Raw genomic sequence first — 22,665 nt, 5'->3', positions numbered from 1 at the left:
CGGCGGTCAGGCGGCCGGGCTGGCGTCCTTGCGGGGACGGCCGCGGCCGCGCTTGACGGCGACGACCTGGCCGCCGACGAACACCTCGCCGCCCCACACGCCCCAGGGCTCCTGCCGCTCGACCGCGCCGGCGAGGCAGCCCTCGAGCAGCGGGCAGGTGCGGCAGAGTGCCTTGGCCCGCTCGACCTCGGCGGTGCGCTCGGCGAACCAGAGCTCCGGGTCGCCTGTGCGGCACGGGATGAGGCCGGCGACGAGGGCGTCGAACTCCACGTCGGAGACGGCGGGCGCCGAGGCGGGCGGCCAGGGACCGGATCCACCCTGGTTGACCGTGTCGAGCAGCGTCGTGAGCCGCACGATTCCTCCTGATGACTTGCGGGTTGAGCGAGGTGACGGTGGATCCCGTGCACCTGCGCCCTCCCCGTGTCGGAGAAAGACGAAGGCCGTGGAATCCGGTGGACTCCACGGCCTGGGCGGCTGGTCATCGACTCAGATGACCGGTCCTCCAGGAGGGGAGTCGGTGGCGACCGAGAGATCGCGCGCACGCAGCCGGAGAGCGGCGCCGCCGGTGGCGGGACGGAAGCCCGTACCGAAAGCGGACACACCGATCCCCTGGGACGTGTGGGAGGTGGGTGCCTGGTACGGCAGCGCGATCGCGCCGACGCCGAACTCGTTCGTCATCGTCTTCACAGCACCACACCTCCTCTCGATCACCGGCCCCGCTGCTTGCACAGCGCGGCCCTCCATCAGGACTCGTTCACCGTAGAGGGGCCCGGGCGGGCCGCACAACCGAATAAACGAAGAAACTTCCGAGCAGTTTCGCGAGGCGCTCAGCCCGCGTCCGCCGGGCGCCGGCCCGCCACGATCGCCAGCAGCTCCGGCCCGTAGCGGTCGATCTTCGCGGGCCCGATCCCCTGGACCCGGGCGAGCTCCGGCACGCCGGCCGGACGCAGCTCGGCGATCGCCGCGAGCGTGGCGTCCCCGAGCACCGTGTAGCTGGGCTTCGACGTCCGCTTCGCGAGGTCCGCCCGCCACGCGTGCAGCGCGGCCAGCAGCTCGGCGTCGACCTCCCCGGTCAGGCGCGGCACCGACCGGGCGGCGCGGGCCGCGTCGCCGAACCGGGCGCGCCCCTCCTGCGGCCACAGCCCGTCGAGGAACCGCGAGCGCCGCCGGGTCGCCCGTCCACCGGGGGTCCGGGAGCGCGCGAACGACAGCTCGAGGTGCTGCCGGGCGCGGGTGATGCCCACGTAGAGCAGCCGGCGCTCCTCCGCGAGGTCGGCGGCGGTGTCGGCCGACGACCAGGGGACCAGGCCCTCCGACAGCCCGGCCAGGAACACCGCGTCCCACTCCAGGCCCTTGGCGGCGTGCAGCGACGCGAGGGTGACGCCCTCGACGGTCGGCGCGTGCTGGGCGGCGGCGCGCTCGTCGAGGTCCGCGACCAGGTCCGTGACGGTCGCCCGGGTGCCCTGGCGCTCCGCGGACGCGGCGAGGTCGTCCGCGAGCGCGACGAGCGCCGTCAGGGTGTCCCAGCGCTCGCGCGCGGCCCCGCGGGCGGCCGGGGGCTCCTCGCTCCACCCGGCGGACTGCAGCGCGTCGCGCACCGTCTCCGGCATGGGGGTGTCCGGGTCGGCGGCGACCGCGGCGCCGCGCAGCCGGACGATCGCGTCGCGCACCTCCTGCCGCGCGAAGAACCGCTCGCCGCCGCGGAGCACGTAGCCGATGCCGACGCCGGCCAGCGCCTGCTCGAACGCCTCGGACTGGGCGTTGGTGCGGTACAGCACGGCGATCTCGCTCGGCCGGGTGCCCGCGGCGACCAGCCGGCCGATGCGGGTGGCGACGCCCGCGGCCTCGGCCTCGTCGTCGTCGTACACGGCGAACCGCACCGGACCCGCCGACGGGCGCTGCGCGACCAGCTCGAGCGGCTCCCAGCGCGCCGACCGGTCCTTCGGGGCGCGGCGCAGCACCTCGTTCGCGAGCCCGACGACCTGGGGCGTGGACCGGTAGTCCCGGACGAGCCGGACGACCTGCGCGCCCGGGTGCTCGGCGGTGAACCGGGTGAGGTAGTGCGGCGTCGCGCCGGCGAACGAGTAGATGGTCTGGCTCGGGTCGCCGACGACGCACAGCTCGTCCCGGCCGCCCAGCCACTGGTCGAGCAGGAACTTCTGCAGCGGGGAGATGTCCTGGTACTCGTCGACGACGAACCGGCGGTACTGGCGGCGGACCTCGTCGGCGACCGCGCCGTTCTCCACCAGCATCCCGGCGAGCAGCCAGAGGATGTCCTCCATGTCCATGACGCCGCGCGCGTCCTTGGCGTCCTCGTACGCCGTGATGAGCCGCGCGACCGCCTGGTGGTCGTGCCCGGCGGGCGCGGGGCGGTCGGCGGCCGCGGCGGCCCGGACGTAGTCCTCGGCGGTGATCCGGGAGACCTTCGCCCACTCGATCTCGGACGCCAGGTCGCGCACGGACACCCGGTCGACGGACAGGCCGAGCCGGTGGCAGGCGTCCGCGACGACCGGCGCCTTCTGCGCCATCAGCGTGGGCACCGGCCCGCCCACGACGCGCGGCCAGAAGTACCGGAGCTGCCGCAGGGCCGCCGCGTGGAACGTCCGCGCCTGCACGCCGGCCACCCCGAGGTCGCGCAGGCGGGTGCGCATCTCCCCGGCCGCGCGGGCGGTGAACGTCACGGCGAGCACGCTCGTCGGGGCGTACGCGCCGGTGCGCACCCCGTAGGCGATGCGGTGGGTGATGGCCCGGGTCTTGCCGGTGCCCGCGCCGGCCAGCACGCACACCGGGCCGCTCAGGGCGCGCGCGACCTCGCGCTGGTCGGGGTCGAGGGCGTCGAGGAGGTCGTCGGCAGGCATCGCCCCCGATCCTCGCACCCTCCGCCGACACGCCCGCCTGTCGCGTCCGGGAAGATGCGGGGGGCCCGGGGCGTTCACCGGGTGGCACGACCGACCGACCTCGAAGGCAGACGATGACCACCACGCAGGACCTGCCCGCCGCGGGCACCGTGACGATGTACTCGACCACCTGGTGCGGCTACTGCCGCCGGCTCAAGACGCAGCTCGACTCCGCGGGCATCGGGTACACCGAGGTCGACATCGAGCAGCAGCCGGACGCCGCGGCGTTCGTCGAGCAGGTCAACGGCGGCAACCAGACCGTCCCGACCGTGCTGTTCCCGGACGGCTCCGCGGCCACGAACCCGTCGCTGGTGCAGGTCCGCGAGCGCCTCGGGGCCTGAGCCCGGGGCCGGCCGTCAGCGCGTGCCGAGCGGCCCGGCCCCGGGCACACCGGGCGCCGGCGCCGCCGAGCCGCCCTCGGCCGGGACCGCGCCCCGGCTCCAGCCGTCGCGCAGCGGGTCGCTGGGCAGCGGCCCGCCGAACCAGTCCTCGATGAGCGCCCGCGCGATCGACGTCCCGGGCGGCAGCACGACCGCGCCCGCGGCGACCTCCGCGCGCAGCGTGTCCCGGTCGAACCAGCGCGCCGCGCGGAGCTCCTCGCCGTCGACGGTGATGTCGGTGGACAGCGCACGGGCGCGGAAGCCGAGCATGAGCGACGCCGGGAACGGCCACGGCTGGCTGCCCCGGTACTCGACCTCGCCGACGACGACCGCGGACTCCTCGCGGACCTCGCGCCGGATGGCGTGCTCCACCGACTCCCCGGGCTCCACGAACCCCGCCAGCGTCGAGAACCGGTGCGTCGGCCAGGCGGCGGAGTTCGCGAGCAGCAGGCGGTCGTCGTCGTCGACGACCGCCATGATCACCGCCGGGTCCGTCCGCGGGTAGTGGTCGGTGCCGTCGGCGACGCAGCGGCGCACCCAGCCGCTGGACACCGTGTAGGTGACCGCGCCGCAGCGCGGGCAGCGCGGGTGCCGGACGTGCCACTCGTAGAGCGCGACCGCCGCGGTCGCCAGGCCGGCGTCCCGCGCGGACAGCTCGGCGCCGACCTCGCGCAGCGGCGTCCACGCGTCGCCCGCGGGCAGCGCGACGGAGGCCCCCTCCGGCACGTGGTGCGCCAGGTACGCCGGGCCCTCCGGGCGCGTCTCCCCCGGGGCGACGCCCGGGATGCGGTCGGCGTCGTCGTAGCCGAGGAACGCCCACCGCTCCGCCAGGGACCCGGTCGGGGCGCGCAGCGCGGCCTCCTGCGGCGGGTACAGCGCGAGCGCCCGGCGGCGGCCCCGGGCGCGGGTGACGACCCGGCCGCCGGAGACCAGCAGCACCCGGGTCGAGGCGTCGTCGAGCAGCGCGGCCAGCAGGTCCTCGTCGCCGCGGAGGTCCGCGGCCCGGTCCGTGACCGTCCGCGACAGAGGGAGGTCGGAGGCGAACACGTCGCCACCGTACGCGCCGCGCGGCGGCGTCGCAGTCGGCGCCCGGCCCGCGGTCGGCGGACCTCGGGACACGCCCACCGGTGCGCCGCGGACGACCGGCGGCGGGTCCGGGTCCTACCCTGGGACGGTGCGTTCACCCCTGGCCCTCGCCGCCCTCGCGACCGTCGCCGTCCCCGGCTTCGACGCCCGCGAGGTGCGCCCCGGGTCGAGCGCGGGGGACGACGACGTCGCCCTGGTGACCGACGGGCAGCGCCGGCACTGGGTGGTGCGCGCCCCGCGCAGCGCCGCCGCGGGCGCCGCCCTCGAGGCCGAGCTCGTGCTGCTCGCCGCGGTCGCGGAGCAGGTGGATGCCGGCAAGCTGCCGTTCGACGTGCCGCGCGTCGCGGGCGCCGCCCCGCTCGAGGAGGGCGGCCGGGTGGTCGTGCACCGCGAGCTGCCGGGGCGCCCGGTGGTCCTGGACCGGCTGCAGCCCGGTCCCGGCACGGCCGCCGCCCTGGGCCGCGCGATCGGCGCCCTGCACGAGCTGCCTGTCGCGCTGGTCGAGGACGCGGGCCTGCCGGTGTACGACGCCGCCGCGTACCGCCAGCGCCGCCAGGCCGAGGTCGACGAGGCCGCGCGCACCGGCCGGGTGCCCGCGACGCTGCTGCGCCGCTGGGAGGAGCGCCTCGAGGACGTCTCGCTGTGGCGGTTCAGCCCGACAGTGGTGCACGGCGACCTGTCCGCGGACCACGTGCTGGTCGCCGACGGCGGCGTCACCGGCGTGGTCGCGTGGGGCGAGGCCAAGGTCGCCGACCCCGCCGACGACCTCGCGTGGCTGCTGGTCGCGGCGCCGCAGGACGCGGTGGACTCGATCATGGAGGCGTACCAGCTGCGCCGCACGGAGCTCACGGACCCGCACCTGGCCGACCGGGCGCTGCTCGCCGGGGAGCTCGCGCTCGCCCGCTGGCTGCTCTACGGGGTGCGGTCCGGGGACGACGACGTCGTCGCCGACGCGGTGCAGATGCTCGACGAGCTCGACGAGCAGACCCGGGACGTCGCGGAGCCGGGCGCCGCGTCGGTCTGAGCGGGTCAGTCCGCCGTCGCGGCGAGCAGCAGCCGCTCGATCTCCGGCGCCGTCAGCAGCCGCTCCGGCCGGACCGTCCGGCCGGCCCCCACGTAGCAGAACGCCGCGCTCACCCGGTCCAGCGGGGTGCCCGTCCACCGGGACCACGCCAGCCGGTACACCGCGAGCTGCAGCTCCCGCACGGCGACGTCCGCGGGGTCCCGCGGCGGGGCGCCGGTCTTCCAGTCCACGACGACGACCGCGCCGGGCTCGCCGGGCCGGTCCGGGTCGGGGAACACCGCGTCGATCCGGGAGCGCAGCACGTAGCCGCCGACCGTCGTCTCGACGTCCACCTCGACGGCGACCGGCTCCAGGGCGGCCCAGGGCGTCGCGAGGAACGCGGCGCGCAGCGCGGCCTCGTCGGCGTCCACCGCGACGGAGTCGTCGTCCGCCCCGGGCAGGTCGTCGAGGTCCACCAGGGCGGGCGCCCCGAAGAACCCCTCGACCCAGGCGTGGAACTGCGTGCCCCGGCGGGCCTGCGGGGACGGGCGGTTCGGGACCGGGCGGCGCAGCGCGCGGGCGAACTCGGCGCGGTCGGCCGCGAGCCGGACCACCGCGGAGGCGGACAGGTGCGCGGGCAGCTCGACCTCGGGGCGCGGCCGGGCCTCGGCGTCCCGCTCGGCGAGCAGCAGCTCGACGGTGCGGTCCCACGGCGTGCGGGCCGGCGCGGCGTCCCCGGCGTGCCCGGCGTCTCGCGCGGCCCGGACGGCGGCCGCGGCGGCCTCGACGGCGGGGCGGCGGGTGGCCGCGCCGTCCCCCGCGCCGGCGAACGGGTCGGCGGGCCAGACGGCCGACGCCTGCTCCTGGGTCCGCGGGTTCTCGGTGCCGTCGTCGGGCAGCGCGGCCCAGCCGGCGACCCGGGCGAGGCCCGCCTCCACGACCTCCGTGAGGAACAGCGACGGCGGCCGCGGCCGGCTCCCGTCCCCCCACCACGCGCCGGTGAGCAGCAGCGCCGCGCGGGCCCGGGTGAACGCGACGTACGCGAGCCGCCGCTCCTCGGCGACCTGGTGGTCGCCGGCGTCCCGCAGGAACCGCTGGCGCCGCTCCTCGAGGTCCTTGGGGTCCGCGGCGCCGGCGTACGCGAGCTCGGGCAGGTCCGCGCGGTCGCCGCGCAGCGGGTACGGCAGCTCCCCGAGGCCGGTCGTCCACGCGGAGTCCGTCGGGCCGTCCTTGCCCTGGGTGCGCGTCGCGGGCAGGCCGCCGTCGACCAGGCCGGCGACCGCGACGACGTCCCACTCCAGGCCCTTCGCGGCGTGCACCGTGATGAGCTGCACCGCGTCGGGGTCGGGCTCCGCGACCGGCATGTCCAGCCCGTGCTCGTGCGCGTCGGCCGACTCCAGCCAGGCGAGGAACCCGCCGAGGCTGGGGTCGTCGGTCGCGTCGGAGTACCGGACCGCCACCTCGCGGAACGCGTCGAGGTGCGCGCGGGCGCGGCCCGGGGCGACCCCGGGGCGGGCGGCGACCTCGATGTCCAGGCCCCACAGCCGCTCGGCGTGCGCGACGAGCTCCGGGAGCGACAGGTAGGTGTGCTGCCGGACGGCGCGCAGCACGTCCCCGAGCTGGGCGACCCGGGCCAGGCCGGCGGGCGTCAGCGCGCGGCCGGCGGGGCTGGTCCACCCGGCGGGGGGCGGCGCGTCCACCGCGTCCACGATGCTGCGCTCGTCGACCACGTCCGCGACGACGGGCTCGCCGTCGGCGGCCTGCGCCGCCCTGGCGCGCGGGTCCAGCCCGCGGGCCAGGTGCGCGGACCAGTCGGCGAGCGCGTGCAGGTCCGCCGCGCCGAGCCGGGTCCGGGCGCCCGTGAGCAGCCGCATGAGGGCGTCCCCGCGCGACGGGTCGTGCGCGGCCTGGAGCAGCGCGACGACGTCCACGACCTCCGGGGTGGCGAGCAGGCCGCCCAGACCGACGACCTCGACCGGCAGCCCGGCGGCGCGCAGCGCGCGGTGCAGCACGGGGAACTGGGCACGCTTGCGGCACAGCACCGCGGCGGAGACCCGCGCCCCGTCCGGCGCCGGCGCGCCCGCCGGCCCGGGCAGCACCCCGCGCCCGCCCTCGGGCCGCCAGCGCGCCGCCACGAACTCGGCGACGGCCTGCGCCTCCTCCTCCAGCGTCGGGGCGAGGTGGGCGACGACGTCCCCCGGGCCCGCGCCCGGCCGGGCGTCCAGGGTGGGCAGCGCGACGCGGGCCCGCTCGGGCCGGCGCAGGGGCGCCGCGACGTGGTTGGCGGCGTCGAGCACGGCGACGTCGTTGCGCCACGACGTGGACAGCGCGTAGACGGCGGCGGGCCGCCGGTCGCCGTCCTCGGCGACGTCGGGGAAGTCCGTCGGGAACCGCTCCAGGCCGCCCGCGCTCGCGCCGCGCCAGCCGTAGATCGACTGGTGCGGGTCGCCGACGGCCGTGACGGGGTGCCCGCCGCCGAACAGGGCGGACAGCAGCACGAGCTGGGCGTAGGAGGTGTCCTGGTACTCGTCGAGCAGCACCACCCGGAACCGGGCCCGCTCCCCCGCCGCGACCTCCGGGACGTCCCGGGCCAGCCGCGCCGCCACGGCGACCTGGTCACCGAAGTCGAGGGCGTCCGCCGCCCGCTTGCGCTCCCGGTACGCGCCGACGAGGTCGAGCATCCGCTGCCGCTCGCGCAGCGAGGCGACGAGGTCGCGCACCTTGGCGTACGGCGCGCGCGGCGGCGTCCCCGGGGGCGTCGCCTCGATGCCGTCGACGATGTCGTCGATGCCCCGGCGCGCGTCGTCCGGGGTGATCAGGTGCTCGTCCAGGGCGCCCGACAGCGTGAGGACCGCCTCGACCACCGTGGACACCGCGGCGGCGGACTCGAGGTCGGCGGTCCAGGACTCGACCACCTCGCTGGCGAGCTGCCACTGCGCGGCCTCGCCGAGCAGCCGGGCCGCCGGCTCCACGCCGAGGCGCAGGCCGTGGTCGGACACCAGGGAGGCGGCGTACGCGTTGTACGTCGAGATCGTCGGCCGGGCGACCGTGAGCAGCGCGGTCCCGCCGTCCTCGGCCGCGGACAGACCCGGCAGGTGGATGCCCTCGGCGGCCGCCGCGCGGGCGAGGTGCCGCAGCCGGCGGCGGACGCGCTCGGCGAGCTCGCCGGCCGCCTTGCGCGTGAAGGTGAGGCCCAGCACCTCCTCGGGCGCGACGAGCCCGTTCGCGAGCAGCCAGACGACGCGGGCGGCCATCGTCTCGGTCTTGCCCGAGCCGGCGCCCGCCACGACGAGCGCCGGCCGCAGCGGGGACTCGATGACGGCGACCTGCTCGTCGGTGGGCAGCGGGCGGCGCAGCAGCCCGGCGATGTCGTGGGCGGACAGCACCGGGGCGTCCGTGCGGGCGGCGGCGGTGGCGGCCGTGGCGGTCGGCGCGGTCACTCGACCACCTGCCCGCCCTCGTCGCGCAGCGGGCACGACCGGCGCACCGGGCAGCGCTCGCACAGCGCGTTGGCGGTCGCGGCGAAGGACGACGCGGCCATCCGCTCGGCCACCTCCTCGATGTGGGCGCGGGCCCACGACGGGTCCTGCGGGGTGTCGGGGCCGAGCGCGGGCTGCTCCCGCACCGCGGCCTTGGCCTTGTTGACGTCCGAGACGTACACGAGCTGGGCGCCCGCGCTCCGGGTGCCGGGCGGCAGCCCCTCGACCGCGCCCGCGTCGACGGCGAGCTGGTAGGCCCCGAGCTGCGGGTTGACCTCGGCGTCCTGGGCCGACGGGGCGCTGCGGCCGGTCTTGAGGTCGACGACCCGGACCGGGGTCCCCTCGGCGCCGTCGTCCGGCGCCCGCTCGACCCGGTCCAGGCTGCCGCGCACCAGCGCGCGGTCCAGGGCCAGCTCGAACCGCGCCTCGACCGCGAGCGGCTCCCCCGCGGACGCGAGGTAGCCGGCGAGCCGGCCCACCATCGCCTCGGCGCGCCGGCGCTCCAGCGTGGCCGGCCAGCCGGTGCCGAGCCCGAGCTCCGGCCAGCGGCGGTCGAGGTCGGCGAGCATCTCCTCGCGGCCGCCGCGGGGGTGCTCCTGGGCGAGGGCGTGCAGCATCGTGCCGAGCGACTGCTTCGCGCTGCTCGGCGCGGTGCCGCCCGCGGCCTCCAGCGCCCAGCGCAGGGTGCAGGTGCCGGCGGTCTCCACGCGGGACGGCGACACGGGGACCCGCTGGCCCTCCGGGTACAGCGGGGCGTCGCTGGAGGGGTCCGCGAGGCCGTGCCACTCCGCCGGGTCGGCCCCCGGCACGCCCACGTCGGCCAGGCGGGCGAGCACTGCGGCGGTCCCGGCGTCGGGCGCGCCGTCCCGGGCCGACTCCTCCAGCCGGGCGCGCAGCCGGGCCACCAGCCCGCGCAGGTCCAGCGGCGCGGGCGCCACGGTGCGGCGGGGGTCGTCGTCGGCGTCGCTCGGCTCCACGAGGTCGAGGAACGGCGACGGCTGGTCGTCCTCGTCCGAGACGGCGGTGACCAGCAGCAGCCGGCGGGCGCGGGACACCGCGACGTGGAACGACCGCAGCTCGTCGGCGAGCACCGCGGCGCGGGCGGCGGCCGCCTGGGTCTCCTCGCCGCCGCGGCCCGCGAGCACGTCCACCAGCGCCTGCGACCCGAGCAGCGAGTCGCGCAGCCGCAGGTCCGGCCACACGCCCTCCTGCACGCCGGCGACCGCGACGACGTCCCACTCCCGGCCCGCCGCGCCCGCGGGGGTGAGGACCGCCACGGCGTCCCGGCGGGCCCGCGCGGCGATCGTGTCGGACGGCAGCTCCTGCGCCTCGACCCACTCGAGGAACGCGGCGGCCCGCGCCTGCGGCATCCGGTCGACGAAGGTCTCCGCCGCGCGGAACAGGGCGAGCACGGCGTCGAGGTCCCGGTCCGCCCGGGCGCCCCCGGGCCCGCCCGCGAGCGCCGCGCGGCGCCACGGCTCCGCCAGCCCCGAGGCGTCCCACAGCGCCCAGAGCACGGTCTGCGCGTCCGCCCCCGGCGCGGCCGCGGCGTCCCGCCCGGCCGCCAGCACGGTGGCGAGCCGGACCACGGGGCGGCGCACGGTCGGCGGCAGCGGCGCGCCCCGCGACGGGTCGGCGAGCACCTCGACCAGCAGCGCGTCGCTCGGGCGGCCGCCGCCCCCGCCCACCTCCTCGGCGCGCAGGGCCCGGCGCAGCCGGCGCAGGCCCACCGCGTCCAGCCCGCCCAGGGGCGAGCAGCACAGCCGCGCCGCGAGCTCGGCGTCCAGCGCGGCCCCACCCGCCTCCGGGCCGAGCGCGCAGCGCAGCGCGTCCAGCAGCGGCCGGACGGCGGGCTCGTCGCGCAGCGGGACGTCGCTGCCGACCACGGCGACCGGCACCGACGCGGCGCCCAGCGCCCGGCGCAGCGCGGTGACCTGCGAGCCCGCGCGGGCGACGACGGCCATCTCCGCCCACGGGACGCCGTCCTCCAGGTGCGCGCGGCGCAGGGCGTGCGCGACCCAGGCGGCCTCCTGCGCGGGGCTCGGGAGCACGGCGGCCCGGACCTCGCCCCCCGGGCCCCCGGCCGCGGCCGCCACCCCGGCCCCGCCCGCCGCCTGGTCCGCGTCCGCACCCGCCGCCCGCGCGACCGGCAGCGCCCGACGGTGCGCCGCGCCGCCGACGACGGCGACCCGCTCCGCCACCCGCGCCGTCACGGCGCGCAGCGCGGGCCCGTGCCGCCGGACCCCGTCCAGCACCAGCCGGGCGGCCCCGAGCTCGCCCGGGCCGTCGCCGCCGACGTCCGCCCGCCCGACGAGCGCCGGCGTCGCCCCGCGGAACGTCTGCACCGCGGAGTCCGGGTCGGCGAGCAGCAGCAGGCGCGCACCGTCGTCCTGGAGCACCCGCAGCAGCCGGGCGGTCGCCTCGGTCGCCTCCTGGTAGTCGTCCACCACCACCAGCCGCCACCGGGGCCGGGGCCGCCCGGGCAGCTCGTCCTCCCACGCGCGCAGCGCCTCGGCGGCCTCCTCGACCACGACGGCCGGGTCGTGCCGGGCGCCGGCGTCCGGGGTGCCCGTCCGCAGGGTCGTGACGTCCAGGTACTCGCGGTACAGGGCCGCGGCGGCCTCCCACTCGGGCCGCCCGTGCCGCTCCCCGAGCAGCGCGAGCTCGTCCGGGCCGACGCCGCGCTCGGCGGCGCGCATGAGCAGGTCGCGCAGCTCGCCGCGGAACGCCCGCAGCGTCAGCGCCTCCTCCGGCACGCCCGCCGGCCAGCGCAGCGGCACGCCCTCGCCCGCCGCGTGCCCGGCCAGCAGCTCGGCCAGCGCGAGGTCCTGCTCCGGGCCGGAGATCAGCGTGGGCGCGGGCTCGCCGAGCAGCGCCGCGCGGGCGCGCAGCACGGCGAACGCCGCCGACGCCGCCGTGCGGACCATCGCCTGGCCCGTCGTGCGGCGCACGCGCGAGCCGATCCGGTCCCGCAGGTCCGCGGCGGCGCGCCGGCCGGCGGCCAGGACCAGCACCTCGTCCGGCGCCGGGCGGCCGGGGTCCGGGAACAGCCCGTCGTCGTCCGCGCCGAGCGCCGCCGCCACCGCCTCGACCGCCAGCAGCGTCTTGCCCGTGCCCGCCGCACCGACCACGAGCAGCGCCCGGTCGGCGCCCGTGAGCAGGCGGTCCACCACCGCGCGCTGGTCCGCCCCGAGGCGCACCGGCGCGGGCACGTCGGCGAGCGCGGGCCGCACCAGGCGCAGGCCGGCGCCGCTCGGCGGGGCGGTCGGGATCGCGGTCACGGCCCGATCCCATCACACGCCACCCACACGCCGCGGACGGTCCGCGGACGCGCCCCGGGAGGCCGTCCGGCGCTGGCTATCATCGCCCGATGGACCAGCCCCCGACCGGCCGCGGACGCCCGGTGCGCATGCCCCGCGCGCTGCGTCGCGCCCAGGTCCTGAGGATCGCGCAGGAGCTGTTCACGTCCGAGGGCTTCCACCACGTCTCGATGGACGACATCGCCGACCGCGCCGAGGTCAGCAAGCCGGTGCTCTACCGGCACTTCCCGTCGAAGCTCGACCTCTACCTCACCGTCGTCGACGCCCGCGGCGACGAGCTGCTGTCCGCCGTCGACGCCGCGGTCGCCGCGCACCCGCCGGGCGAGGTCCGGCCGCACGACGCGCGCGCCATCGTCACCGGCGTGGTGCGCGCCTACCTCGACTTCGTCGACCGCGCGGGCGAGTCGTCCGCCCTGCTGTTCGAGTCGGACGTGCGGCACGACCTCGAGGTCCGGGCCCGCGTCGAGCGCGCCACCGACGCGGTCACCCACCGGCTCCGGGCCGTCCTCACCGACGTCGCCGGGGTCCCCGCCGCGACCGCCGGGGTCCTCGCGCCGACCGTCGCCGCGATGGCGCAGGCCGCGGCCACGAGCCGGCTGCGCGCGCCCGACCAGGCGTCCGCCCGCGAGACGGCCGCCCTGGTGGCCCGCCTCGCGTGGGGCGGCGTGGCGGACTTCGTGCCCGGCCTGTCGGCCCAGGGCGAACGCGAGCCCCGCACCGGACCCGAGGACGTCGACCCGGCCTAGGATGACGGGGCAGCAGCCACCGGACGAGCGAGGAGACGACGAAGCGTGGACATCACGATCGGGGTGCAGAACCTGCCGCGCGAGCTGGTGATCGAGTCGGACCAGACCGCCGACGAGGTCACCGCCGCCGTCACCGCGGCCCTCACCGGCAAGCCGGTCCTCGAGCTGGTCGACACCCGGGGCCGGCGCGTCGTCGTGCCGTCCGCGTCGATCGGCTACGTCGAGATCGGCACGGAGTCGAAGGGCCGGGTCGGCTTCGGCGCGATCTGACCCCCCAGCGGCACGACGCCCCCGGCACCGTCACGGTGCCGGGGGCGTCGTCGTCCTGCGGGCGGTCGCGCCGCTCAGGCGGTGAGACCGAGCCGGGACATGCGCCGGGTGTGCTCCGCGGTGAGCTCGCCGAACAGCTTCGCCGGGGCGGCGAGGTCCTCGGCCTCGGCCGCGGCCGCGGCGGGCTCGGGGGACTCGGCCTGCGCGGCGGCCTCGGCACCGCGCCGCGTCACCAGCCGGCCCAGGCCCGGGTGCGCGGACATGGCCTGCTGCACGACGCCCAGCGCCTCGCCGACCAGCCGGCGGCCCCACAGCGCGAGCCGGGACACCAGCACCTCGTCCTGCGCGCCGGCCGCCTCGAGCTCGCCGACCGCGAGGTTCGCGTGCGCGGCGTCGTCCAGGACCTCCTCCAGCAGCACGCGGGACTCCGGGTCCACCGCCGCGGCGGCGATCCGGCAGAAGTCGTCGGACACCCCGTCGGCCACGTAGGACCGCAGCAGCCGCTCCCACCACGTGCTCGGCTGGGTGCGGGAGTCGAAGTCCTCGAGCAGCCGGGCGTACGCGCCCAGGCCGCGCTCGGGGTCGCCGCCCAGCTCGACGACGCGGGCGAGCACGCGGTCCCGCCGGGTCACGGCCGCGGCGGCGAGCCGGCTGAGCTCGAGCTGCTGCGCGGTGGTCGGGGCGACCCGCGCGTCCTCGGCGAGCCGGCCGAACGCGACGTGCTGCAGGTGCGCGACCAGCCCGAGCAGCTCGACGGTGTCGGCGGCGTCGGGGCCGGGGGCGTGCGACTGGGTTCCGTGAGCGGCCTCGGTCATCCGAGAAGCGTAACGCCGCGGCTAGACTGGCCGGAGCTGAGGGCTGTGACGCGACCTGGTGGCGGGGAGGCGCGTCGTACCGACGCACCCGAGAGGCCCTCGTGACCGCCCTGAACGCCTACGCCCGCCTGTTCCGCCTGGCCGGGCCCGCCTACGTCCTCGTCGCCTTCCTCGGCCGGCTGCCCATGGCCATGGCCCAGCTCGGCACCCTGCTGCTCGTCTCCACGGCGACCGGCACCTACGGCCTCGGCGGGCTCGCCGCCGGGAGCCTCGCCGTCGCGAACGCGATCGGCGCCCCCGTCGCCGGCGGGCTGGCCGACCGGTACGGGCAGCGGCCCGTCGTCCTCGTGCAGTCCCTGGCCGGCGCCGTCGCGCTGACCTCCCTGACCCTGCTCGCGGACGCCGGTGCGGGCGGCGCGGCCCTCGTCGCGGTCGCCGCCGTCACCGGGCTCGCGCTGCCGCAGGTCGGGCCGCTGGCCCGCGTGCGCTGGCGGCCGATCACCGCCGGCACCGGCATCGAGCAGCGCCGCCTGGTCGACGCCGCGTTCTCCTACGAGGGCGCGGTCGACGAGGCGTCGTTCGCGATCGGCCCGGCCCTCGTGGGCGTGGTCGCCGTCGCCCTGTCCCCCGCGGGCGCGCTGCTCACCGCCGCCGCGCTGCTCGCCGTGTTCGGGACGGCGTTCGCCCTGCACCCCACCGCCCGGCGCACCGCGTCGGGCCCGCACGCCCGCGTCGCCGGCCGCCTGATCACCCCGGCGTTCGCGGTGCTGGTCGTCGCGCAGTCCGCGGTCGGCATCCTGTTCGGCGCCACCCAGACCGGCACCACCGTGCTCGCCACCCAGGCCGGGCAGCCGGGGCTCGCGGGGTTGATCCACGCCGTCCTCGGGGTCGGCAGCGCCGCGGCCGGCATCGGGACCGCGTTCATCCCCGCGCGCGTCCCGCAGGAGCGGCGCGTCCTGGTCGCCGCCGCGGCGATGGTCGCGCTGTCCTGGCCGCTGCTGCTGGTCGGCACGCTGCCCGCGCTGACAGCGGCCGTCGCGGTGCTCGGGTTCGCGATCGCGCCGTACATGATCGGCGTGTTCTCCCTGGGCGAGCGGGTCGTCCCCGCCGGCCGCACCGGCGCCGCGATGACCGCACTGGCCTCGGCGACCGGCGTCGGGTACGCGCTCGGGTCGAGCATCGCGGGGCGGCTCGCGGACGTCTCCGGGCACACCGCCGCGTTCGCGGTCACCGTGACGGCCACGGTCCTGGCGCTCGTGCTCGCGGCGACGCAGCAGCGGCGGCTCGCGGCGGCGGTCCGCGCCGTGACGGCTGGCGCGGACGCGCCGGCGGAGCCCGCGGAGCCGGTCGCGGCCGGGCGCTGACCCGGCGCCCCCGGGGGTCCGCGGGAGTCCGCCGGGGTCCGCCGCCGCCCGCCGTCCGGCGCGGTGGATCCGTCCGCACCGGTGCGCGCCCGCGTGCCGGTGCGGGGTGGATCCGTTCCTCGCTGCGCCCGGCTCCCGTCCCGTGCGGCCCGGTTCCCCGGTCGCCGAGGGGTCGCGTGCGTATCATGGGAGGTGTTCATCGGTTGCCCGGTCGTCTCGACCTCGGTGCTCCGAGCGCGGCGTGACGCCCCCGGGCGTCCGGACCGCCTCGACTGACCTGCACGATCGGCTGCCGGACCATCCGTGGCGATGCCCGCCGGTGCCCGGTCCCGGGAGCGGCGCGCGGCACGCCACCTTCACGAGTGAAGAGCAGTCCGTGACCTCGACCGAACCCACCGTCCTCCCCGAGGACGTCGTCGCCGACACCGTCGACGTGCCCACCGCCGCGTCCGTCCAGGCCGCCGACGTGACCTTCGCGGACTTCGACGTCCGCCCGGAGATCGTCGCCGCCCTCGCCGACGCCGGCATCACCACCCCGTTCCCCATCCAGGCGATGACCCTGCCCGTGGCGCTGTCCGGCCACGACATCATCGGCCAGGCCAAGACCGGCACCGGCAAGACGCTCGGCTTCGGCGTCCCGCTGCTGCACCGCGTCGTCGCGCCGGACGAGGAGGGCTTCGACGCCCTGCCCGCGCCGGGCAAGCCGCAGGCCCTCGTCGTCGTCCCGACCCGCGAGCTCGCGGTGCAGGTGGCCGGCGACCTGGAGACCGCGTCGAGGCGCCGGTCCGTGCGCGTCGCCCTGCTGTACGGCGGCCGCGCCTACGAGCCGCAGATCGAGATGCTGAACCGCGGCGTCGAGGTGGTCGTCGGCACGCCGGGCCGCATGATCGACCTGATGAACCAGGGCCACCTGGACCTGTCCCGCGTCAAGTGCGTCGTGCTGGACGAGGCCGACGAGATGCTCGACCTCGGCTTCCTGCCCGACGTCGAGAAGCTGCTGGCCCGCACCCCCGCGTCCCGGCACACCATGCTGTTCTCGGCCACCATGCCGGGCGCCGTCGTCGCGATGGCGCGCCGCTACATGACCCAGCCGACGCACATCCGCGCCAGCGAGCCGGACGACGCGGGCAAGACCGTCAAGAACATCAAGCAGGTCGTCTACCGCGCGCACGCCCTCGACAAGGTCGAGGTGCTCGCCCGCCTGCTGCAGGCCGAGGGCCGCGGCCTGACCATCGTGTTCGCCCGCACCAAGCGCACCGCCGCGAAGGTCGCGGACGAGCTCATCGAGCGCGGGTTCGCCGCCGGTGCGCTGCACGGCGACCTCGGCCAGGGCGCCCGCGAGCAGGCGCTGCGCGCGTTCCGCAACGGCAAGGTCGACGTCCTGGTCGCCACCGACGTCGCCGCCCGCGGCATCGACGTCGACGACGTGACCCACGTCGTGAACTACCAGTGCCCCGAGGACGAGAAGACCTACCTGCACCGCACCGGCCGCACCGGCCGCGCCGGGCACAAGGGCACCGCCGTGACGTTCGTCGACTGGGACGACGTGCCGCGCTGGGGCCTCATCGACAAGGCCCTCGAACTCGGGTTCCCGGAGCCGCAGGAGACCTACTCCAGCTCGCCGCACCTGTTCACGGACCTCGGCATCCCCGAGGGCACGACGGGCCGGCTGCCCCGCTCGAAGCGCACCCGCGAGGGCCTGGACGCCGAGGCGATCGAGGACCTCGGCGAGACCGGCAAGCGCCACTCCTCCGGTCGCGGCGACCGCGACGGCGGGCGTGGCGAGCGCGGGCGCTCCGGCGGGTCCGAGGCGCGCGAGGGCCGCGAGGGCGGGCGCTCCCGCAACCGCCGCCGCGGCTCGGGCTCCGGCGACCGCCCGGCCGAGGCCGGCGCCGAGCCCGCCACCGGCCCGGCCGTGGGTGCCACGGGTCCCGACGAGGCCGGCGCCGCGCCGCGCCGCCGCCGGAACCGCCGTCGCACCCGCGGGGGCCGTCCCGCGGGCGACGCCCCGGAGGCCCCGGCCGAGGGCTGAGCCCCCGGCACCCGCAGCACCCGCGAGGGCGCCCCGTCACCCGACGGGGCGCCCTCGCGCTGTCCGGGCGGGGCGCGCCCGGGGGCGGCTCCGGTCGCCGAGGTCGAGGGTTTCCCTCACCGGACCGCGCGGAAACCCTCGACCTCGCACGAAACCCTCGACCTCGCGAGTGCGTGACCATGGGGCCGGGGCCCGGGTGCCGACGTCGTCGGTTGCGCCCGTCGCGCGGGTGCGGAACCGACGACCTCGGGCGCACCCGACGACCTCGCGGCTGCCGCAGCCCGGCCCGGCCGCGGCCTCGCCCGGGCGCGACCGACGACCTCGCGGCCCGCGTCAGCCCGCGGCGTCCGCCGTCGGCGGCGGGGGCGTCGTCGCGAGGGCCCAGCGCACCGCGCGGGTGACCGCGTGCCCGCCGGCGCGGGCCAGGGTCGCGTCCAGGCGGGGCCGGTCCGGCAGCCCCAGCGGCGCCCGGGCCGCCCGCGGCAGCAGCCCGATCGAGGCCGCCGCGAGCACGGCGTACGGCAGCCGCACGGGGACGGGCACGGGCGGGTCGGCAAGCAGGAACTCCGCGGCCTCCCGGGCCTCGGGCGTCCCGCGGAGCTCGGGCAGGTAGCCGTCGAGCCGCGCCCGGAGGCCCGCCACGGTGTCCGGCAGGTCGAGCGCGCCGAGGGCCCGGCCGACGCGGGCGCCCTGGGCGACGTAGGCGTCGCAGCCGGCGGCGTCGAGCGGGTGGGCGCCGTACCGCTGGTGCGCGGTGAGGAACGCGTGCGCCTCGGTGAGGTGCACCCACTCGAGCAGGTGCGGGTCGGACGCGGCGTACGGCAGCCCGTCCGCGGTCACCCCTCGCACCCGGTCGTGGATCGCCCGGACGGTGTCGACGGCCTGCTGGGCGTGCTCGGCGGTGCCGAACGTCGTCACGGCGAGGAAGGTGCTGGTGCGCTGCAGCCGGCCCCAGGGGTCGCCGCGGTAGCCGGAGTGCGCGGCGACGGCGGCCATCGCGAGCGGGTGCCAGGACTGCAGGAGCAGCGCGGTGAGCCCCCCGACGAACATCGACGCGTCGCCGTGCACGCGGCGGATGGCGTCGTCGGGGCCGAACCAGCGGGGGCCGGGCGTGCCGTGGATCCGCTCGCGCACCTGGGCGCCGCGCGGGCCGGCGACCCGGGCGAACAGCTCGCCACCGAGCCGCCCGCGCAGGGTGCCGGTCGTGGGGGTCACCCCCCGATCGTCACCCCGCGGACGCCGCGGCGCACCCCGTCAGGCGGCCTCGACGAACGCCACGACCGCGTCGGCGACGAGCTGCACGGCGATGGCCGCGAGCAGCAGACCGGCGATCCGCGTGACCAGCGTGGTCCCGGACTCCCCCAGCAGGCGGTGGATCACCCCGGCGAACCGCATCGCGAGCCACAGCGTGATGTGCACCAGCACGATGCCGAGCGCGATCGCCAGCCAGTCGGCGAGCGTCCCGTCGCTCTGCTGCACGAACACCATGACGGCGACGATCGCACCGGGCCCGGCCAGCAGCGGGGTCCCGAGCGGCACCAGCGCGACGTTCACCTTGGCGTTGCCGGACGGCTGCGGCTCCTCGGCCTTGCCGGTCAGCAGCTCCATGGCGACGAGGAGCAGCAGCAGGCCGCCGGACGCCTGGAGCGCGGGCAGCGAGATGTGCATGTAGGACAGCAGGCTCTGCCCGAACACCGCGAACACGAGGATGACGCCGAACGCGACGAGGATCGCCTGCCGGGCGGCCCGGTTGCGCTGCAGCCGGGTCATCGCGCCGGTCAGGCCGAGGAAGATCGGGACGGTCCCGGGCGGGTCCATGATGACGAACAGGGTGATGAAGACCTCGGACAGGAGGCGCCAGTCGAGCACGGTGCTCATCGTCCCACCACCGCGACCCTGCCCTGACGCTCGATCTCCGCGAGCGCGTCCGGGGCGGTGGTGTTCTCGCCCAGCAGGTTCTCCTTGCCGGTGCCGTGGTAGTCGCTGGACCCGGTGACGAGCAGCCCCAGCCGGTCCGCGAGCGCGGTCAGCCGGGCGCGCTGCTCGGGGCCGTGGTCGCGGTGGTGCACCTCCAGCCCCGCGAGGCCGGCGTCGGCGAGCTCCGCGATCACCGCGTCGGGCACGATCCGGCCGCGCCCGTCGGCGCCCGGGTGCGCGAACACGGGCACACCGCCGGACGCGCGGATCGCCTCGACGGCCTCGGTCGCCTCCGGGGCGTAGTACGGCACGTAGTACCGGCCGCGCGCGGACAGCAGGTCGGCGAACGCGGCGGAGCGGTCGGGCACCACGCCGAGGGCGACGAGGGCGTCGGCGATGTGCGGGCGGCCGACGACGGTGCCGGGCGCCTGCTGCGCGACGACGTCGTCCCAGGTGATCGGCAGGTCCTGCGCGAGCCGCTCGACGATCGCCCGCCCGCGGTGCAGCCGTGCGTCCCGGGTCCGCGCGATCACGTCCGCGAGCGCCGGGTCGGCCGGGTCCTGCAGGTAGGACAGCAGGTGCACGCTCACGCCGCGGGACAGCGCCGACACCTCGGTGCCGGGCACCAGGGCGATGCCGTGCTCCCGCGCGGCGGCGGACGCCTCGTCCCACCCGGCGGTCGTGTCGTGGTCGGTGAGCGCCACGACGTCGAGGCCCGCGGCGGCCGCCGCGGCCACCACGCCCGCGGGCGGCTCGGTCCCGTCCGAGGCCGACGAGTGGGTGTGGAGGTCGATGCGCACCGCGGAAGCCTACCGGCGCGGAACCCCGGGACCGGGGGCCCGACGGCGCCCGCCGGGCGGTGCCAGACTGGGGCGCATGGCCACCGAACCCACGCCCGAGTCCTCCCCCGCGCACGCGCAGGACGAGCAGACCCTCGCCGACCGCGGCCAGAACCGCAGCCAGCGCCCGTCCTCCGCCGCCTTCCTGGAGTGGGTGACGTCCGGCTGGGCGGAGCGCCCGGCGAGCACGGCGGTGCCCGCCGACGTCGCGCCGTTCACCGCGGTGCGCCGCGCGCGGCTCGCGGAGCGGTTCCCGGGCGAGCGCCTGGTCGTCCCCGCGGGCGCGTACAAGGTGCGCTCGAACGACACGGACTACCGGTTCCGCCCGCACTCGGGGTTCGCGCACCTGACCGGCCTGGGCGGCGAGCAGGAGCCGGACGCGGTGCTCGTGCTGCACCCGGCGGCGGACGGCGAGGGCGACGAGCTCCCCGACGGCACACGGTCCACGCACCGCGCGGTGCTCTACATGCGGCCGCTGGCCGGGCGGGACACCGAGGAGTTCTTCTCGGACGCCCGGTACGGCGAGTTCTGGGTCGGCCCCCGCCCGACGCTCGAGGACATGCAGACCGTCACGGGCATCCGCACCGCGCACAGCGACGACCTGCGGGACGCCCTGGCCAAGGACGTCGGCACCGACGGCATCCGGCTGCTCGTGGTCCCCGAGGTCGACGAGGCGGTGGAGGCCGTGGTCGAGGAGATCCGCGCCACGGAGGACGCCGGCGAGCGCGACGCCGCGCTGGTGGAGGCGCTGTCGGAGCTGCGCCTGGTCAAGGACGAGCACGAGGTCGGCGAGCTGCGCCGCGCGGTGGCCGCGACGGTCGAGGGCTTCGAGACCGTCGTGCGCCGGCTGCCGGAGGCGGTCGCGCACCGCCGCGGCGAGCGCGTCATCGAGGGCACGTTCCTGTCCCAGGCCCGCGTCGAGGGCAACTACGTCGGCTACGAGACGATCGCCGCGGCCGGCACGCACGCCACCACGCTGCACTGGACGGACAACGACGGCCAGGTCCGCGAGGGCGAGCTCGTGCTGATCGACGCCGGCGTCGAGGTCGACTCGCTCTACACCGCCGACATCACCCGCACGCTCCCCGTGGACGGCACGTTCACGGACGCGCAGCGCCGGGTGTACCAGGCCGTGCTGGACGCCGCGGACGCCGCGTTCGCGGTCGCCGTGCCGGGGGCGCGGTTCCGGGACGTGCACGCGGCGGCCATGGAGGTCGTCGCCGCCCGTCTCGACGAGTGGGGCATGCTCCCGGTGTCCGCCGCCGAGTCGCTCGACCCCGAGGGCCAGCAGCACCGCCGGTGGATGGTGCACGGCACCAGCCACCACCTCGGCCTCGACGTGCACGACTGCGCCCAGGCGCGCCGCGAGATGTACCTGGACGCGGTGCTGGAGCCCGGCATGGTGTTCACGATCGAGCCGGGCCTGTACTTCCAGGCGGACGACCTGCGGGTCCCCGAGGAGCTGCGCGGCATCGGCGTGCGGATCGAGGACGACGTGCTCGTGACCGCGGACGGGAACGAGAACCTGTCGGCCGCGCTGCCCCGCCGGCCGGAGGACGTCGAGGCCTGGATGGCGGGGCTGCTCGGGCGCTGACCCGGGGCGGCGGCCCCTGCTCCGTCCCTGGTCAGTCCTGCTTGTCGGGCGCCGGGCCCGTCGGCGGCTCGGCGGCCGGCGGCTCCGGCGAGGCGGGCGGCTGCGGCTGCTGCGGCGCGAGCTGGCCGTACCGCGGCTCGGCCGGCGGCTGCGCGGGCTGCGGGGCGAGCTGGCCGTACCGCGGCTGCACCGGCTCGCCCGGCTGCGCGGGCGCGGGCGGGGCGGCCGGGGCGACCGGGTACGTCCCGGTCGGGTCGGACGGCCGCGCCCCGAACGGCGCGGCCGGCGGCACCGGCGTCGGCGCGCCGGCGCGGACGCCGCCGAGCTCGCGCAGCAGCAGCCGCGCGTCGTCCGCCTTCTCCCGCTGGCACAGCACCGCGTACTGCGACGCGACGATCTGGCTCTGCGACGTGAAGTCCCGCTTGCCGCCGGTGAACGAGTAGAGGATCACCGAGAACAGCAGGCCGAACCCGCCGCCGACGAGGACCGCGGTCAGCAGGATCCCCGCGTTGTTGCTCGTCAGCATGAAGAGCAGGCCGACGAACACGCCGAACCACGCCCCGGACCCGAACCCGCCCATCGCGACGCGCGCGTAGGTGAGCCGCCCGGTGACCCGCTCGACCATCTTGAGGTCGGTGCCGACGATCGTCACGAGCTGCACCGGGAACTGCCGGTCGGACAGGTGGTCCACCGCCCGCTGCGCCTCGAGGTAGGTGCCGTAGGACGCGACGGTCTCGCCCTGCGGCAGCGTGGGCGTGCGGGGGACGCGGGCTCCGGTGAACGACATGGCTCCATCCTCACCCAGCGGGCCGCCCGGCCGCCAGGTCCCGGGCCGCTGCGCAGGGACTTCATGGTCGAGGTCCAGGTTCTGCCCAGGTCCCGCCGTGCCACGCTGCGACCGCCGCGACGCGGCGTCTACGCTG

18 protein-coding genes are annotated in these 22,665 nt (G+C 77.8%); 7 read left to right on the top strand and 11 right to left on the bottom strand.

Annotated features, from left to right (window positions below):
* Positions 1 to 6: 6 nt before the first annotated feature.
* The 3 genes from HNR08_RS13055 to HNR08_RS13045 form a co-directional block, all read right to left on the bottom strand.
* Entirely contained in the window at positions 7 to 354 is a 348-nt protein-coding gene (locus HNR08_RS13055; RefSeq protein ID WP_146840053.1) for a WhiB family transcriptional regulator, read from the bottom strand.
* Between the two features lie 132 nt (positions 355 to 486).
* Positions 487 to 687 carry a hypothetical protein gene (locus tag HNR08_RS13050; protein ID WP_146840055.1) on the bottom strand — a complete coding sequence of 67 codons (201 nt, stop codon included), beginning with the start codon at positions 685 to 687 and terminating at the stop codon, positions 487 to 489.
* A gap of 140 nt (positions 688 to 827) precedes the next feature.
* Positions 828 to 2,858: an ATP-dependent helicase gene (locus HNR08_RS13045; protein ID WP_146840057.1), complete on the bottom strand. Its 2,031-nt coding sequence runs from the start codon at positions 2,856 to 2,858 to the stop codon at positions 828 to 830.
* A 113-nt stretch (positions 2,859 to 2,971) separates the two neighbouring features.
* Here HNR08_RS13045 and HNR08_RS13040 point away from each other — a divergent pair, with 113 nt between their 5' ends.
* A complete protein-coding gene (locus HNR08_RS13040) occupies positions 2,972 to 3,238 on the top strand; it encodes a mycoredoxin (RefSeq protein ID WP_146840059.1) in 267 nt (88 codons plus the stop codon).
* A 15-nt stretch (positions 3,239 to 3,253) separates the two neighbouring features.
* Here HNR08_RS13040 and nudC read toward each other — a convergent pair whose 3' ends face one another.
* Positions 3,254 to 4,324, bottom strand: coding sequence for an NAD(+) diphosphatase (gene nudC / locus HNR08_RS13035; protein ID WP_146840061.1), 1,071 nt, complete (start codon positions 4,322 to 4,324; stop codon positions 3,254 to 3,256).
* A gap of 127 nt (positions 4,325 to 4,451) precedes the next feature.
* Here nudC and HNR08_RS13030 point away from each other — a divergent pair, with 127 nt between their 5' ends.
* Positions 4,452 to 5,387, top strand: a complete 936-nt coding sequence (locus HNR08_RS13030) for a phosphotransferase (RefSeq protein ID WP_146840063.1) — start codon at positions 4,452 to 4,454, stop codon at positions 5,385 to 5,387.
* Positions 5,388 to 5,392: 5 nt separating this feature from the next.
* Here HNR08_RS13030 and HNR08_RS13025 read toward each other — a convergent pair whose 3' ends face one another.
* Positions 5,393 to 8,806: an ATP-dependent DNA helicase gene (locus HNR08_RS13025; protein ID WP_183835040.1), complete on the bottom strand. Its 3,414-nt coding sequence runs from the start codon at positions 8,804 to 8,806 to the stop codon at positions 5,393 to 5,395.
* Positions 8,803 to 12,126 carry an ATP-dependent helicase gene (locus HNR08_RS13020; RefSeq protein WP_246803161.1) on the bottom strand — a complete coding sequence of 1,108 codons (3,324 nt, stop codon included), beginning with the start codon at positions 12,124 to 12,126 and terminating at the stop codon, positions 8,803 to 8,805. The genes HNR08_RS13025 and HNR08_RS13020 overlap by 4 nt, the downstream gene beginning before the upstream one ends.
* Positions 12,127 to 12,215: 89 nt before the next feature.
* Between HNR08_RS13020 and HNR08_RS13015 the strand changes: the two genes are divergently transcribed.
* Both HNR08_RS13015 and HNR08_RS13010 read left to right on the top strand, forming a co-directional pair.
* Positions 12,216 to 12,911, top strand: a complete 696-nt coding sequence (locus HNR08_RS13015) for a TetR/AcrR family transcriptional regulator (protein ID WP_146840065.1) — start codon at positions 12,216 to 12,218, stop codon at positions 12,909 to 12,911.
* A gap of 45 nt (positions 12,912 to 12,956) precedes the next feature.
* Positions 12,957 to 13,181, top strand: a complete 225-nt coding sequence (locus HNR08_RS13010; RefSeq protein WP_146840067.1) for a DUF3107 domain-containing protein — start codon at positions 12,957 to 12,959, stop codon at positions 13,179 to 13,181.
* A gap of 74 nt (positions 13,182 to 13,255) precedes the next feature.
* On the opposite strand, the gene HNR08_RS13005 is transcribed toward HNR08_RS13010, so the two are convergent.
* A complete protein-coding gene (locus tag HNR08_RS13005) occupies positions 13,256 to 13,996 on the bottom strand; it encodes a ferritin-like fold-containing protein (protein ID WP_146840069.1) in 741 nt (246 codons plus the stop codon).
* A gap of 101 nt (positions 13,997 to 14,097) precedes the next feature.
* On the opposite strand from HNR08_RS13005, the gene HNR08_RS13000 reads away from it, so the two are divergent.
* Both HNR08_RS13000 and HNR08_RS12995 read left to right on the top strand, forming a co-directional pair.
* The gene (locus tag HNR08_RS13000; protein WP_221286360.1) at positions 14,098 to 15,360 is read left to right on the top strand and encodes an MFS transporter; all 1,263 of its coding nucleotides are present in this window, start codon (positions 14,098 to 14,100) and stop codon (positions 15,358 to 15,360) included.
* Positions 15,361 to 15,736: 376 nt separating this feature from the next.
* Positions 15,737 to 17,392, top strand: a complete 1,656-nt coding sequence (locus HNR08_RS12995; RefSeq protein WP_146836748.1) for a DEAD/DEAH box helicase — start codon at positions 15,737 to 15,739, stop codon at positions 17,390 to 17,392.
* Between the two features lie 333 nt (positions 17,393 to 17,725).
* Here HNR08_RS12995 and HNR08_RS12990 read toward each other — a convergent pair whose 3' ends face one another.
* The 3 genes from HNR08_RS12990 to HNR08_RS12980 are packed head-to-tail and all read right to left on the bottom strand — an operon-like array spanning position 17,726 to position 20,109.
* A complete protein-coding gene (locus HNR08_RS12990; protein ID WP_146836751.1) occupies positions 17,726 to 18,607 on the bottom strand; it encodes an oxygenase MpaB family protein in 882 nt (293 codons plus the stop codon).
* A gap of 39 nt (positions 18,608 to 18,646) precedes the next feature.
* Entirely contained in the window at positions 18,647 to 19,270 is a 624-nt protein-coding gene (locus HNR08_RS12985; RefSeq protein ID WP_146836754.1) for a MarC family protein, read from the bottom strand.
* Complete coding sequence (locus tag HNR08_RS12980; protein WP_146836757.1) at positions 19,267 to 20,109, bottom strand: PHP domain-containing protein; 843 nt, start codon at positions 20,107 to 20,109, stop codon at positions 19,267 to 19,269. The genes HNR08_RS12985 and HNR08_RS12980 overlap by 4 nt, the downstream gene beginning before the upstream one ends.
* Positions 20,110 to 20,185: 76 nt before the next feature.
* Between HNR08_RS12980 and HNR08_RS12975 the strand changes: the two genes are divergently transcribed.
* Positions 20,186 to 21,742: an aminopeptidase P family protein gene (locus HNR08_RS12975; RefSeq protein ID WP_146836760.1), complete on the top strand. Its 1,557-nt coding sequence runs from the start codon at positions 20,186 to 20,188 to the stop codon at positions 21,740 to 21,742.
* A 31-nt stretch (positions 21,743 to 21,773) separates the two neighbouring features.
* On the opposite strand, the gene HNR08_RS12970 is transcribed toward HNR08_RS12975, so the two are convergent.
* The gene (locus tag HNR08_RS12970; protein ID WP_146836763.1) at positions 21,774 to 22,529 is read right to left on the bottom strand and encodes a YflT domain-containing protein; all 756 of its coding nucleotides are present in this window, start codon (positions 22,527 to 22,529) and stop codon (positions 21,774 to 21,776) included.
* Positions 22,530 to 22,665 lie beyond the last annotated feature (136 nt).

It is taken from the genome of Cellulomonas hominis (assembly GCF_014201095.1).
Taxonomy (GTDB): Bacteria; Actinomycetota; Actinomycetes; order Actinomycetales; family Cellulomonadaceae; genus Cellulomonas; species Cellulomonas hominis.
Note: the sequence above shows the minus strand (reverse complement) of the source record. Positions and strands in the feature narration are given on the sequence as shown.